Annotated in this window: 11 protein-coding genes and 1 pseudogene; 9 read left to right on the top strand and 3 right to left on the bottom strand. The window is 60.0% G+C overall.

Features of this window, described 5'->3' with window-relative positions:
- The 5 genes from FW764_RS27800 to FW764_RS27820 form a co-directional block, all read left to right on the top strand.
- The coding region (locus tag FW764_RS27800) for a hypothetical protein (RefSeq protein ID WP_446436686.1) at window positions 1-199 on the top strand (199 nt) is incomplete at its 5' end.
- A gap of 126 nt (window positions 200-325) precedes the next feature.
- Window positions 326-991 carry an amino acid ABC transporter permease gene (locus FW764_RS27805; protein WP_446436687.1) on the top strand — a complete coding sequence of 222 codons (666 nt, stop codon included), beginning with the start codon at window positions 326-328 and terminating at the stop codon, window positions 989-991.
- On the top strand, window positions 972-1631 hold the full coding sequence (locus FW764_RS27810; RefSeq protein WP_446436688.1) for an amino acid ABC transporter permease: 660 nt from the start codon (window positions 972-974) through the stop codon (window positions 1629-1631). Before FW764_RS27805 ends, FW764_RS27810 begins: the two co-directional genes overlap by 20 nt.
- On the top strand, window positions 1628-2404 hold the full coding sequence (locus tag FW764_RS27815) for an amino acid ABC transporter ATP-binding protein (RefSeq protein WP_446436689.1): 777 nt from the start codon (window positions 1628-1630) through the stop codon (window positions 2402-2404). Before FW764_RS27810 ends, FW764_RS27815 begins: the two co-directional genes overlap by 4 nt.
- Complete coding sequence (locus FW764_RS27820) at window positions 2401-3255, top strand: transporter substrate-binding domain-containing protein (protein ID WP_446436690.1); 855 nt, start codon at window positions 2401-2403, stop codon at window positions 3253-3255. Before FW764_RS27815 ends, FW764_RS27820 begins: the two co-directional genes overlap by 4 nt.
- A gap of 93 nt (window positions 3256-3348) precedes the next feature.
- Here the strand turns inward: FW764_RS27820 and FW764_RS27825 are convergent, their stop codons facing one another.
- Entirely contained in the window at window positions 3349-4509 is a 1161-nt protein-coding gene (locus tag FW764_RS27825; protein WP_446436691.1) for an AAA family ATPase, read from the bottom strand.
- 120 nt (window positions 4510-4629) lie between these two features.
- On the opposite strand from FW764_RS27825, the gene FW764_RS27830 reads away from it, so the two are divergent.
- From FW764_RS27830 to FW764_RS27845, 4 genes are all read left to right on the top strand, one after another.
- Window positions 4630-5712 carry an efflux RND transporter periplasmic adaptor subunit gene (locus FW764_RS27830; protein WP_446436692.1) on the top strand — a complete coding sequence of 361 codons (1083 nt, stop codon included), beginning with the start codon at window positions 4630-4632 and terminating at the stop codon, window positions 5710-5712.
- Window positions 5709-6779: an efflux RND transporter periplasmic adaptor subunit gene (locus tag FW764_RS27835; protein ID WP_446436693.1), complete on the top strand. Its 1071-nt coding sequence runs from the start codon at window positions 5709-5711 to the stop codon at window positions 6777-6779. The genes FW764_RS27830 and FW764_RS27835 overlap by 4 nt, the downstream gene beginning before the upstream one ends.
- The gene (locus FW764_RS27840) at window positions 6776-9829 is read left to right on the top strand and encodes an efflux RND transporter permease subunit (RefSeq protein ID WP_446436694.1); all 3054 of its coding nucleotides are present in this window, start codon (window positions 6776-6778) and stop codon (window positions 9827-9829) included. The genes FW764_RS27835 and FW764_RS27840 overlap by 4 nt, the downstream gene beginning before the upstream one ends.
- 115 nt (window positions 9830-9944) lie before the next feature.
- Window positions 9945-12140, top strand: coding sequence for a glycoside hydrolase (locus tag FW764_RS27845; RefSeq protein ID WP_446436695.1), 2196 nt, complete (start codon window positions 9945-9947; stop codon window positions 12138-12140).
- Between the two features lie 109 nt (window positions 12141-12249).
- Here the strand turns inward: FW764_RS27845 and FW764_RS27850 are convergent, their stop codons facing one another.
- Together FW764_RS27850 and FW764_RS27855 are read right to left on the bottom strand one after the other, a co-directional pair.
- Window positions 12250-12876, bottom strand: coding sequence for a class I SAM-dependent methyltransferase (locus tag FW764_RS27850; protein WP_446436696.1), 627 nt, complete (start codon window positions 12874-12876; stop codon window positions 12250-12252).
- A gap of 122 nt (window positions 12877-12998) precedes the next feature.
- Window positions 12999-13701: pseudogene (locus tag FW764_RS27855) on the bottom strand (hypothetical protein); the annotation flags it as partial.

Raw genomic sequence — 13701 nt, forward strand, 5'->3', positions numbered from 1 at the left:
TTGGACCTTCAGCGTTTCAGAGCACGCGGCTATTGATCGCCCTGCGCAACGCCACCAACCACTTCACCAGCTCCTGCGGATCCATCGGTTTCGCTTCGTTCATTGCTCATTCCCTCGAAAAAAACAGCTGTCCTGCGACCCGAAGACCATAGTCGCCACCGGCCAAACCCGCGAATCCGGCGGTTATCTTTTTGGGTGATATCAATATGCTATTTAGGTATTTAAATTTTGCTTTTTATACCTTTAAAGTTCGCGCTACCCGACGTTACCCACGCCGGAACGGACTGCGCTTGCTGCATTACCCTTGCGGCGTCATGGACTCACAATGACTTTCGATTTCGCTTTTATCCTCAGCACCTTGCCAGCGTTTCTCAACGCCGTGGGGGTGACGCTGCAAGTGGGCGTGATCGCGATTGCCACCTCTTTGCTGGTGGCGGTTATCAACGCCACGCTGCTGGTGCTTCGCACGCCCTACCTGTCACGCCTGGTGGCGCTGTATGTGGAGTTAGCGCGTAACACGCCGCTGCTCATCCAACTGTTTTTCGTGTACTTCGCCTTGCCCGCCCTGGGGTTGAATATCTCCGGGTTTTGGGCGGCCATCATCACCATGACCTTCCTCGGCGGCGCCTACCTCACCGAAGTGCTGCGCGCCGGTGTGGAAGCCGTGCCGCTGGCGCAGATCGAGTCGGGCAAATCCATCGGCCTGTCCGACTGGCAATTGCTACGCCATGTGATCCTGCCCCAGGCCGGCATTCTCAGCCTGCCGGCGCTGTTCGCCAATTTCATCTTCCTGCTCAAGGAGACCACCGTGGTGTCTGCCGTGGCGGTGCCGGAGATTCTCTACACCACCAAGAGTTACATCGCGCTCTACTACAAGACCTACGAAATGCTCGCCGTGCTGACGCTGATTTGCGTGCTGTTGTTCTTGCCGCTGTCGCTGCTGCTCAGCCGCCTGGAAAGGAGGCTCCAGCATGGCCAGTTCGGGTCTTGAGCTGTTGTGGGTGTCGTTGCCGCAATTGGGCAAGGGCGCTGCGCAAACCCTGTCGATTTCTTTTTTGAGCATCGTTTTCAGCACTGTCGGTGGCGTGCTGTACGGCGTGTTACGCACGCTGAATAACCCGTTGATCAACCGCGTACTGCGGGTTTACCTGGAACTGTTCCGGGCGATTCCGGTGCTGGTGTGGTTGTACCTGTTGTTTTTCGGCCTGCCGATTTTCTTCGGCCTGAGCATCCCGAGCTTCTGGTGCGCGGTGCTGGTGCTGTCGCTATGGGGCGCCAGCGAGGTCGGCGAGGTGGTACGCGGCGCGTTGCATTCGCTGCCGCGTGGCCAGCGTGAGGCCGGCTTGTCGATTGGGTTGTCCGACCCGCAGCTGTATGGCTATGTCCTGTTGCCTCAAGCCCTCAAACGCATGACGCCGCCGACCATCAACGTCTACACGCGGATCATCAAGACCAGTTCCCTGGCCGTGCTGATCGGTGTGGTGGATGTGATCAAGGTGGGTCAGCAAATCATCGAGCGCACCTATGAGTCGGTACTGATCTACGGCGCGCTGTTCTTGTTTTTCTTCTTTATTTGCTACCCGTTGTCGGCCGCCTCCAAGGTGCTGGAACGGCGCTGGGCCCACGCATGAGCGCATTGATCGAGTTCCAGGGTTTCAACAAATGCTTCGGTGAGCAGCAGGTACTCAAAGGCATCCACTTGAGGGTACAAAGCGGCGAAGTGGTGGTGATCCTCGGTCCCAGCGGCTGCGGTAAAAGCACTTTGTTGCGCTGCCTTAACGGCCTTGAAGTGGCGCACAGCGGCAGCCTGCGCTTTGCCGGCAAGGAGCTATTGGACACACGCACGGACTGGCGCCAAGTGCGCCAGGACGTAGGCATGGTGTTCCAGAGCTACCATTTGTTCCCGCACATGAGCGTGCTCGACAACATCCTGCTTGGCCCGCTGAAAGTGCAAAAGCGCGACCCGCGCGAAGCCCGCGAGCAGGCAGAGAAACTGCTGGAGCGCGTGGGCCTGGCCGACAAGCGCGATGCCTATCCGCGTCAGCTTTCCGGTGGCCAGCAACAACGTATCGCCATCGTCCGCTCGTTGTGCATGAACCCCCAGGTCATGCTGTTTGACGAAGTTACCGCCGCCCTCGACCCGGAGATGGTCAAGGAGGTGCTGGAGGTGATCCAGGGGCTGGCCCGCGATGGCATGACCCTGCTGATCGTCACCCACGAAATGGCCTTCGCCCGCGCCGTCGCCGACCGCGTGGTGTTTATGGAGGCCGGTCGCATCCTCGAACAAAACACCCCCGAAGAATTCTTTACGAACCCGCAAACCGCACGCGCGCAGCAGTTCCTGGAGAAATTCTCCTTTGTTTCAACACTGCCCAAAAAGACCAAGGAACTGGAGATGATATGAAAAAGTTACTGCTGCCACTGTTTGCCGTCGCTTTACTGGCTGGCTGCGATAAAAACGCCGAAGAGCCTGCAAAACCTGCGGCTGGCGCCGCGAGCTACATCGACAAGATCAAGGCACGCGACAAGCTGATCGTCGGCGTATTCACCGACAAGCCGCCGTTCGGCTTTGTGAACGAAGCCGGTCGCTACGTCGGCTTCGATACCGACATCGGCCGCCAATTCGCCAAGGACCTGCTGGGCGATGAAAACAAGGTCGAGTTCGTCGCCGTCGAGCCCGCCAGCCGTATTCCCTTCCTGCAAAGCGACAAGGTCGACCTGATCCTCGCCAACATGACCGTGACGCCGGAGCGCAAGGAAGCGGTGGACTTCACTAACCCCAACCTGAAAGTCGCGGTACAGGCGCTGGTGCCGCAGGACAGTTCGGTGAAAAGCCTGGATGAACTGGCCACCCGCACCACTATTGTCACCACTGGCACCACTGCCGATATCTGGCTGACCAAGAACCACCCGGACTGGAAACTGCTCAAGTTCGAGAAAAACTCCGAGTCACTGCAAGCGTTGTCGGCCGGTCGTGGTGACGCGTATGCACAGGACAACCTGGTGCTGTTCAGCTGGGCCAAGCAGAACCCGGGCTACCGCGTACTGGAAGAGAAACTCGGTGATGAAGCGCCGATTGCGCCAGCGGTGAAGAAGGGCAACGTCGAACTGCGTGAGTGGGTGAATACCGAGTTAGCGAAGTTGGGTGAGGAGAAGTTTTTGCTCAAGCTATACGACCAATATGTGCGTAAAGAACTGAGCGATGACACCAAGCCTGAGAGTGTGATTGTTGAAGGTGGTAAGTGGCAGGGCTGATATAGCTATTGCGGCAAGCCCGCTCCCACAGAGGAATGCATTCCAAATGTGGGAGCGGGCTTGCTCGCGAAGAGGCCAGTGCAGTCACTGCACCTATTGCGGCCAATGCCACGCCGGCGCATCCAAAATCCCTTGCCCCACAATCCGCGTCTCGCCCAGCACCTTTTCCAGCACAATCGAATTACACCCTTGATCCTGCTGCAGCGCCGCAATCAACCGACTGGCATGCGACACCACCCACACCTGGCACTGCTGTGACGCCTGGATAATCAAGCGCGCCAGTGCCGGCAGCAAATCCGGGTGCAGACTGGTTTCCGGCTCGTTCAGCACCATCATCGTGGGCGGCCGTGGCGTCAGCAGCGCCGCGACCAGCAGCAGATAACGCAAGGTGCCGTCCGACAACTCCGCGGCCGACAGCGGCCGCAGCAAGCCTTCCTGATAAAATTCAATGGCAAAACGCCCGCCCTGCAATGGCTCGATGTTCAGCCGCGCACCCGGGAATGCATCGCTTACTGCGCGCTGCAAGGCCTCTGGGTCGCCAATCTCGCGAATGGTCTGCAGCGCCGCCGCCAAATCGCGTCCATCGTGATGCAACACCGGCGTGCGCGTACCCAATTGTGGCTGGCGCACCGGCGCATCCGCATCACTGCGAAAGTGGTCATAAAAACGCCAGCCGCGAATGCTTTCGCGCAGCAGCAACACCTCCGGCGAGCCGCGCAGGCTACCGACTTGGTCGAACAGGCTGTGATAGTTGGGTGTGTGTTGCGCCAGCACATCCCAGGCACGGCCTTCGCGGGCGCGCACCATCGGTCCCGAGCGCTGTACCAACAGGCTGGCGGGGCGGTAAATGTGGCCGGCCCAGATACATTCCTTTTTCACTTCCGGGTCTAGGGAAAAATACGACAGGGTCTTTTCCGGCAAGCCCAGGGAAATGGCATAGCTGAAATCTTCCCCGGCAAAGCCCAGGCGTAGGCGTTTGACGCCTTGGCGAACGATGGGTTCTACCGGCACCTCGCCGTTGCGCATGCGCCGGCTGATGGTCTCCGGCCCGGCCCAGAACGTCGAATCCAGCCCGCCTTCACGGGCCAGTGCATTGATCACTCCGCCTTGAGCGGTTTCGGCCAGCAGGCGCAAGGCACGGTACAAGTTGGACTTGCCACTGCCATTGGGGCCGGTGACCAGGTTCAGCCGGTCCAGCGGCACCACCAATTTATTGATCGAGCGGTAGTTGGCCACCGCGAGGGTTTTCAGCATGGGTATTCAGTCGATGTGGGAACCATTGGAGTATGGGAGCCTCCATGCAGATAAGGAACCCTGATCTAAGCTCACAGTCGCATACAAACTGGCACATCGCGTCACGCAAAAGGAGCCTGCATGGGCGGTCGCACTTCGAGAATTGTACTCAGCCTTGGCCTGTTGGCGCTTCTGAGCGGCTGTGGTCAGGAAAAGACTCAACCCAAGGCACATTCACGGGTATTTGTGCAGAGCGTACAGTCGGCAGATTTTGCCGCGGCGGTCACGCTGACCGGTGATATCCAGGCTCGCGTACAAACTGACTTGTCCTTTCGCGTGGGCGGCAAGATTATCCAACGTATGGTCGACGTGGGCGACCGCGTGACGGCCAAGCAAGTGCTGGCCAAGCTTGATCCCAAAGATTTGCAGACCAACGTCGATTCCGCCCAGGCCCAGGTCGTGGCCGAACAGGCGCGGGTCAAACAAACCGCCGCCGCCTTTGTGCGTCAGGAAAAACTCCTGCCCAAGGGCTACACCAGCCAAAGCGAATACGACGCTGCCCAAGCCGCACTGCGCAGCAGCCAAAGCGCCCTGGCCGCCGCGCAAGCACAATTGGCTAACGCCCGTGAACAACTCGGCTATAGCTCATTGATCGCCGATGCCCCCGGCGTGATTACCGCACGTCAGGCCGAGGTCGGCCAGGTGGTGCAGGCCACCGTGCCGATTTTCAGCCTGGCCCGCGACGGTGAGCGCGATGCGGTATTCGACGTGTATGAATCCCTGCTGGTGGAGCCCCCGCCCGACGCGACTATTACCGTCAGCCTCTTGGGTAACCCAAGCGTCAAGGCGGTGGGTAAAGTCCGTGAAGTCACGCCGGCGGTGGCTGCGAATACCGGCACGGTGCAAGTCAAAATCGCCCTGCAGGACCTGCCCAAAGGCATGCAGCTTGGGTCGGTGGTGAGCGCCACCGCGAAGGGGCCCGCCAAAGCCAGTATCGAGCTGCCGTGGTCTGCGCTGACCAAAGACCTCAACGAACCCGCGGTGTGGCTGATCGACGGTGATGGCAAGGCGCAATTGCACAAGGTCAGCGTGGCGCGTTACCTCACCGGTAAAGTAATTATTGGCGACGGCCTCAAAGGCGGCGAAAAAGTCGTGGTGGCCGGTGGGCAATTGCTGCACCCCGGCATGCTGGTCGAGATCGCGCAGCAAGGAACCCAGCCATGAAGCGCTTGACGGCCTTGCTCGCCGCCAGCCTGTTGCTGGTCGCTTGCTCCAAGGAAGAACCGCCGCCCGAACCCGTGCGTCCGGTGTTATCGATGGAAGTGAAAGCCGAAGACCAGGAAAACCTCGGCCGCTTCGCCGGTACGATCCAGGCCCGTTATGAAAGCAATCTGGGTTTCCGCGTGCCCGGCCGTATTGCCCGTCGCGCCGTGGACGTCGGTGCCGAGGTGGAGAAGGGCGCCTTGCTCGCCGTTCTCGACCCCACCGACCAGCAGAACCAGTTGCGCGCCGCCCAAGGCGACCTCGCCCGTGTGCAGGCGCAATTTATCAATGCCCAGGCCAACGCCCGCCGCCAACAGGCGTTGTTCAGCCGTGGCGTCGGCGCCCAGGCCCAACTGGACGTGGCCCAGACCGACCTTAAAACCACCCAGGCCACCCTTGATCAGGCCAAAGCTTCGGTCAACCAGGCCAAGGATCAGCTCAACTACGCCGAACTGCGCACCGACCACGCCGGTATCGTCACTGCCTGGAATGCCGAGGCTGGCCAGGTGGTCAGCGCCGGCCAGCAGGTAGTGACGCTGGCGCGCCCGGATATCAAGGAAGCGGTAATCGACTTGCCGGCTGGCCTCGCCCAGCGACTGCCAACCGATGTGGTGTTTCTGGTCGCCGGGCAACTCGACCCGAACGTCAACACGACTGCCGTGGTGCGCGAGATCGAGCCCCAGGCCCAAAGCGCTACGCGTACCCGCCGCGCCCGTCTGACACTGGCCGAGACGCCGCCCGCGTTTCGCCTCGGCACTGCCATCAGTGTGACCTTGAGCAGCGCCATTGCGCCCCGTATCGAACTGCCCATCAGCGCCTTGCAGGATGTCGACGGCAAAACCCGCATCTGGCTGCTCGACACGCAAAGCCAGACCGTGCAGCCGCGTGACGTCACGGTGGTCAGCCGCGACGCCGACAGTGCGTTGCTCAACGGCGGCGTCAAACCCGGTGAACGCATCGTCACCTCCGGCGTGAACAGCCTGAAACCCGGGCAAAAAGTCAAAATCGACGAGGGCAGCCCGCGATGAAAGGGAGCTTCAACTTATCTGACTGGGCCCTTAAGCATCAGTCCTTCGTCTGGTACCTGATGTTCGTCGCGTTGCTGATGGGCGTGTTCTCCTACATGAACCTCGGTCGCGAAGAAGACCCTTCGTTCACCATCAAAACCATGGTGATCCAGACCCGCTGGCCCGGCGCGACCCAGGAAGAAACCCTCAAGCAAGTCACCGACCGCATCGAGAAAAAACTCGAAGAACTTGACGCCCTCGACTACGTGAAAAGCTACACGCGGCCGGGCGAGTCCACGGTATTCGTGTTCCTCAAGGACACCACCAGCGCCAAGGCCATCCCGGAGATCTGGTACCAGGTGCGCAAGAAGATCGACGATATTCGCGGCACGTTCCCTCAGGGTTTGCAGGGGCCGTCGTTCAACGATGAGTTCGGTGACGTGTTCGGTTCGGTGTACGCCTTCACCGGCGATGGCTTGTCGATGCGCCAGTTGCGCGACTACGTGGAACAGGTGCGTGCCGAGATCCGTTCGGTGCCGGGGTTGGGCAAGGTCGAGATGATCGGCCAGCAGGACGAAGTGATTTACCTGAATTTCTCCACGCGCAAACTCGCGGCACTGGGGATTGATCAGCGCCAGGTCGTGCAAAGCCTGCAATCACAGAACGCGGTGACCCCCGCCGGGGTCATCGAGGCCGGGCCGGAGCGGATCTCGGTGCGCACCTCGGGCCAGTTCGCCTCGGAGAAGGACTTGGCGGACGTCAACCTGCGGCTCAATGACCGTTTCTACCGTTTGGCGGATATCGCCGACATCAGCCGTGGCTATGTTGACCCGGCGCGGCCGCTGTTCCGTTTTAATGGCCAGCCGGCGATCGGTTTGGCCATCGCCATGCAGAAGGGCGGCAATATCCAGTCGTTCGGCAAGGCCCTGCACACGCGCATGGATGAGCTGACCGCCGACCTGCCGGTGGGCGTCGGCGTGCACAAAGTGTCCGACCAGGCGGAAGTGGTCGAAGAGGCTGTCGGCGGCTTTACCAGCGCATTGTTTGAAGCGGTCATCATCGTTTTGGTGGTGAGCTTTATCAGCCTCGGTATGCGTGCCGGGTTGGTGGTGGCGTGTTCGATCCCGTTGGTGCTGGCGCTGGTGTTCGTGTTCATGGAGTACAGCGGCATCACCATGCAGCGGGTGTCGCTGGGCGCCCTGATCATCGCCCTCGGCCTGTTGGTGGACGATGCGATGATTACCGTGGAGATGATGATCACGCGCCTGGAAAAAGGCGAAACCAAGGAGCAGGCGGCGACGTATGCCTACACCTCGACCGCCTTCCCGATGCTCACCGGCACGTTGGTGACGGTGGCCGGTTTCGTGCCAATCGGCCTCAATGCCAGTTCGGCGGGCGAATACACCTTCACCCTGTTCGCGGTGATTGCCGTGGCGATGCTGGTGTCGTGGGTGGTGGCGGTGCTGTTTGCACCGGTGATTGGGGTGCATATCCTCAGTGCCAATGTGAAACCGCATAACGCCGAGCCAGGGCGCATCGGCCGCGCGTTCAATGGCGGCATGCTGTGGGCGATGCGCAACCGCTGGTGGGCCATCGGCATCACCGTGGCGCTGTTTGTGGCCTCGGTGTTTTCCATGCAGTTTGTGCAGAACCAGTTTTTCCCCTCGTCGGACCGCCCGGAAATTCTCGTTGACCTGAACCTGCCGCAAAACGCCTCGATCAACGAGACCCGTAAGGCTGTCGACCGCCTCGAAGCGATCATCAAGGACGACCCGGACATTGCGCGTTGGAGCACCTACATCGGCCAGGGCGCGATTCGTTTCTACCTGCCCCTCGACCAGCAGTTGGAAAACCCCTACTACGCGCAACTGGTCATCGTCAGCAAAGGCCTTGAGGAGCGCGGTGCCTTGATTGCGCGCCTGCAAAAGCGCCTGCGTGATGACTTTGTTGGCATCTCCAGCTATGTGCAGCCGCTGGAAATGGGCCCACCGGTAGGGCGGCCGATTCAGTATCGGGTCTCTGGTAAAGACATTGACCAGGTGCGCAAACACGCCATCGAACTGGCGACCTTGCTGGATCAGAACACCCATTTGGGCGAGATTATTTACGACTGGAACGAACCGGGCAAAGTGTTGCGTGTGGACATCGCTCAGGACAAGGCGCGGCAACTCGGGCTGTCGTCGCAAGACGTGGCGCAGTTGATGAACAGCGTGGTCAGCGGCGCCTCGGTGACTCAGGTGCACGACGATATCTACTTGATCAACGTCGTCGGCCGCGCCGAAGATGCCGAACGCGGCACGCCGGAAACCTTGCAGAACCTGCAGATCGTCACGCCCAACGGCGCCTCGATTCCACTGCTGGCCTTTGCCACCGTGCGCTATGAGCTTGAACAACCGTTGGTATGGCGCCGCGACCGCAAGCCGACCATCACCATCAAGGCTTCGGTGCGCGATGAGATGCAGCCGACCGACCTGGTCAAACAGCTGGCGCCGACGATCGAGAAATTCAGCGCCGGGTTGCCGGTGGGTTACACGGTCGCCACCGGCGGTACTGTGGAAGAAAGCGGCAAGGCCCAAGGCCCTATCGCCAAAGTGGTGCCGCTGATGCTGTTCTTGATGGCCACCTTCCTGATGATCCAACTGCACAGCGTGCAGAAGATGTTCCTGGTGGCGAGTGTGGCGCCGCTTGGGCTGATCGGCGTGGTGCTGGCGCTGATCCCTACGGGCACGCCCATGGGCTTTGTGGCGATCCTCGGCATCTTGGCGCTGATCGGTATCATCATCCGCAACTCGGTGATCCTGGTGACGCAGATCGATGCCTACGAGCGCGACGGCTACGCACCGTGGGATGCGGTGGTGGAAGCCACTGAGCACCGGCGCCGGCCGATTCTGCTGACCGCTGCGGCGGCGAGTCTGGGCATGATCCCGATTGCGCGTGAAGTGTTCTGGGGGCCGATGGCCTACGCGATGATTGGCGGGATCATCATCGCCACCTTGCTGACGCTGCTGTTTTTGCCCGCGCTTTACGTGGCTTGGTACAAGATTCGCGAGCCGAAAAAACATCAGGCCTGACCATCGGGGCCTTCCTGCGAGGGTGTAGGAAGGCTCTTGGAAACACTTTCCCTACAGTCGCCTGGCGTTAAGTGTTTTACCCTCCGGGCCTGATCTTGTTTGGAAGGCCTGCGTCATGCGCCGTTTAGTCCTGGTTTTTAGCCTGTTGCTGTCTCCTCAACTCTTTGCCGCCACCGTGCTGGAAAATGCGCAGTGGCGTGTCGAACTCGACCCCGCCACGTTAGCGCTGCGCGTTACGCCCTCAGGCGAAGCCTCGGTGCAAGCCTCCAGCGGTGTGGCCGCGCACGCCGTCGCAGAGATGCAGGCCAATGCCGAACAGGCTACTTGGCAATGGGACAACGGCAGCTATCACCTGACCGCCCGCCTTGAGCAGCGCGACCTTGCCCTGACCATCAGTGCACGCGAGCCGGGTGAGTTAGCCCTTTTGCGCCAACCCGCCGAGGCCATAGGCAAAGGCTTGATCTGGCCCTTGGCCGAAGGGCATTACGTTCCCGCTGATAACCCTGTATGGAAGGCGTTTTTGCTGGAACAGGGCGAGGTCAATTCCACCCAGGACCTCAGCCTGCCGTTATGGGGCGTGGATCATGGGCACTTCACGCTTAACTGGCTGCTCACCAATCCCTATAACAACCATCTGCAATGGCAAGCAGACGGTGGCGGGCTGGCGCTTTCAGTGGCGCATGAGTTCACCCGTCTTGAGCCCACCGCACCGATGACCCTGCGCCTGCACCTGGGTGATGCCGATCCGCTGGCCGGGGCCAAGCGCTATCGCGAGTGGCTGGTGGCGCAGGGGCGTTATGAACCGCTGGCGGACAAGCTGCGCCAGACTCCCGAGGCTGAAAAGCTACTGGGTGCCAGCCATGTCTACCTGTGGGGCAATGACCTGTTAGGGCCGCAGGATGTGCGCGACTGGCCGCTGCTGGTGAAATTGCTGCACGGCCACGAACTCAAGGGCTTGCTGGACAAAGAGGCCACGCAGGTGCTGACTCAAACCGGCACGTTGGATGGCTATCAAAAGACCGTGCTGCTGCGTGGCCTCAACGCGGCGATCAATAAAAAGGCCCGGCAAACCTGGCAGGCCACCGACGAGCCGGACATGCTCAAGCTTGCCGACGGTTATGGCGTACTTCGCCGTGAACTGGCCACAGCGTTTGCCGGCGCCTTGAGCGACAGCCCCGAGACCTGGGGTAGCACGCTGTCGGCCAAGACCGTCAAAGCGCTACAAGATGCTGGGCTCAAGCGCCTTCTGCTGACGTTGGGCGAAGGCTGGGAAGGCGGACTCTGGCACCCCGAAGCGATTCAGTCGGGTGTTAAGGCGGGTTACCTGATGGCGCCGTATGACTCCTATGAAACCGCGTTATCCACCACCGAAAACCCGGACTGGACCACCGCCCACCTGGGCAGCAAGGCTTACCGCGACTGTGCCATCGTGTTGAAGGACGGCAAGCTCAAGACCGGCTTCCAGCAATCCGGTCATTACACCGACCCGCGTTGCGTACGGCCACTGATGGAAGCGCGGGTGAAGGCAGTGCAAGCCAAGGCCGGTTTCAACGCCTGGTTCCTCGACGCCTACGCCACCAGCATGCTCTTTGACAGCTACCGTGACGGTGCCGAAATGACCCAGGCGCAAAACGCCCAAGGCAATATCGACGCGTCCCGCTGGCTGAATACGGCGCTCAAGCTGCCCGCCGGTTCTGAGGATGGCAACGCCATCACCGCCCAGGGCGTTCTGTTCGCCCACGGCATGCAGACGCCGGTGATTGGTTGGGGGGATCGGGAGATGACCAAGGACAAGCTGTCGCCCTATTACGTCGGTAACTGGTACCCGCCTGAGCAACCCACGGTGTTCTTCAAAATGGTGCCGTTGAATGAGCCGTTCCGCACGGTGTATTTCGAGCCGACGATGCGTCTACCGCTGTATCAGGCGGTGTTCCACGGCTCGGTGATTACCACTCACCATTGGCTGTTCGATAGCCTCAAGCTCGGCAATGTGCAGGCTGAGAATGAGTTGACGCAACTGCTGTACAACGTGCCGCCGCTGTATCACCTCAGTGCTGCCACCCTTAAGCAGCGGATACCGTTGATACAGCATCAGGACCGGTTTTTCCGGCCGTTGCATCAACGCCTGGCAACTCAGGCTATGACCCATTTTCGTTGGCTGACGGCAGATAAGCAGGTGCAGGAGACCACGTTTGCAGATGGTACCCGGTTGGTGGCGAATTTTTCCGCAGAGGAAAAAGAAGGGTATGCCGGACGCAGTGTGACGGCGCTGCTGGTGGGTGAACAACCGGTGGTGTATCAGGTGGATTAACGCTGCCGGTTAAACCGCCATCGCAGGCAAGCCAGCTCCCACAAGGGAATGCATTTCAAAATGTGGGAGCGGGCTTGCTCGCGAAGTCGACAGCCCAGGCAATAAAAATCTATAACTTGCGCCACACGCTCGCCAACCAAGGCTGCTGCTCTCGAGGCAGTCCAGCTGGCCGGTAATAATGCTCCAACTCCACAAACCCGGCTGCCGTGAGCAACGCCTGCCACGCCTCCAGATCGTGATATGACCCATACCGTGGACCGTTCCAGCCTTCCTGGTTTTCACCGCGTGGGTTGGAACTGAACAACACACCTCCAGGCTTCAACGCACTGTGCAGCTGCTTGAGAATGCGCGGCAATTCCTGCTTGGGAATATGAAACAACACCGCATTAGCAAACACACCGTCAAAGCGCTCGGCGGGCAGGTCCAGCTTGAGGAAGTCCTGCTGCAACACCTCGCAGCCACTGTCTTCGCGCGCCATCTGCGCAAACCGTTCAGAGCCATCGAGCCCTACGGCGATGTGCCCCAGGCGCGTAAAGGTCTGCAAATCCCGCCCCGGCCCGCAGCCGAAATCCAGCACGGTAAACGGTGCTGCACCTTGGACATGCCGCAGCAAGGCGTCGATGTTCTGGCTCACATCGTGATCGCGGGTGCCTTCACGGAAGTCCTCGGCCACCTGGTTGTAGTGGCCGAGCGTGGTGCAGGTGATCTGGTCGAGGTCGTCGGGGGCAAGTTTCATGGCAGGGCTTCGAGCGGAGTGGAGAGAGACTGACTATATGCCATCGCCCGGTTAAAAAAAAACGCAGCGGATGAGTGTGGGATTCATCCGCTGTGTTATGGCACGACGCGAGACTCAATCAATTATCCGTAGAGTCGGGTCAGGGCCCAGGCGCCAGAGAGTTGATTAACACCCGCAACCATTATGGTGCCGTTATCCCCATTGTAAAAACTGCCCCGGCCGGCATCGTAATTGTCTAGCCAATAGTGACGATTGATCCGTGGCCACACTGCATAGACACGTTGCAAGTCTGAGACCGTGCCGGAGACTTGTCGTGTCCTGGGAGGGGTTGTTATCCACTGCATGGCCGTGGGGAGATTTGTCAGCGTATCGTTGATCACTAAACTGTATATATTGCTGACGCTAACGGTGTACGACACCACGTTACCGGCCTGGTCTCTTACATCAATAACGGTATCCCCCCAACCATTGCCCGTTACCAATCCATAGGGGGTGACTGATGCAACACGCGAGTTGCGTGACGTGTAGGTGAGCGTCCCAAAACCACCGGTAGCGGTGCGAGTAGCTGTATTACCGATGGAATCCAAGCCTGTTCTTGGCCAGGAAGGTACTTTAATAGAAACCCCACTCAGCACCATGGGGGCTTGCGCAATCTGAAGTTGCCCTAATATCGTAAGTTCTTGAACACTTGACGACGTTGTTTGGGTCCCCACCGTCACCCAGTAACTTAGCTTGATCCGTTGCCCCGCGCTCTGGCTGATAATGTGCGCGCTGATTGCGAAGGCGACAATCCCACCGCTCTCCCCCATCCGTACCGGAATAGTC

Source organism: Pseudomonas sp. 1152_12 (assembly GCF_052850675.1).

Bases quoted from the DNA above. Each gene is read 5' to 3' on its own strand.
- FW764_RS27805 (WP_446436687.1), top strand. From the start codon at position 326: ATGACTTTCGATTTCGCTTTTATCCTCAGCACCTTGCCAGCGTTTCTC.
- FW764_RS27810 (WP_446436688.1), top strand. From the start codon at position 972: ATGGCCAGTTCGGGTCTTGAGCTGTTGTGGGTGTCGTTGCCGCAATTG.
- FW764_RS27815 (WP_446436689.1), top strand. From the start codon at position 1,628: ATGAGCGCATTGATCGAGTTCCAGGGTTTCAACAAATGCTTCGGTGAG.
- FW764_RS27820 (WP_446436690.1), top strand. From the start codon at position 2,401: ATGAAAAAGTTACTGCTGCCACTGTTTGCCGTCGCTTTACTGGCTGGC.
- FW764_RS27825 (WP_446436691.1), bottom strand. From the start codon at position 4,509: ATGCTGAAAACCCTCGCGGTGGCCAACTACCGCTCGATCAATAAATTG.
- FW764_RS27830 (WP_446436692.1), top strand. From the start codon at position 4,630: ATGGGCGGTCGCACTTCGAGAATTGTACTCAGCCTTGGCCTGTTGGCG.
- FW764_RS27835 (WP_446436693.1), top strand. From the start codon at position 5,709: ATGAAGCGCTTGACGGCCTTGCTCGCCGCCAGCCTGTTGCTGGTCGCT.
- FW764_RS27840 (WP_446436694.1), top strand. From the start codon at position 6,776: ATGAAAGGGAGCTTCAACTTATCTGACTGGGCCCTTAAGCATCAGTCC.
- FW764_RS27845 (WP_446436695.1), top strand. From the start codon at position 9,945: ATGCGCCGTTTAGTCCTGGTTTTTAGCCTGTTGCTGTCTCCTCAACTC.
- FW764_RS27850 (WP_446436696.1), bottom strand. From the start codon at position 12,876: ATGAAACTTGCCCCCGACGACCTCGACCAGATCACCTGCACCACGCTC.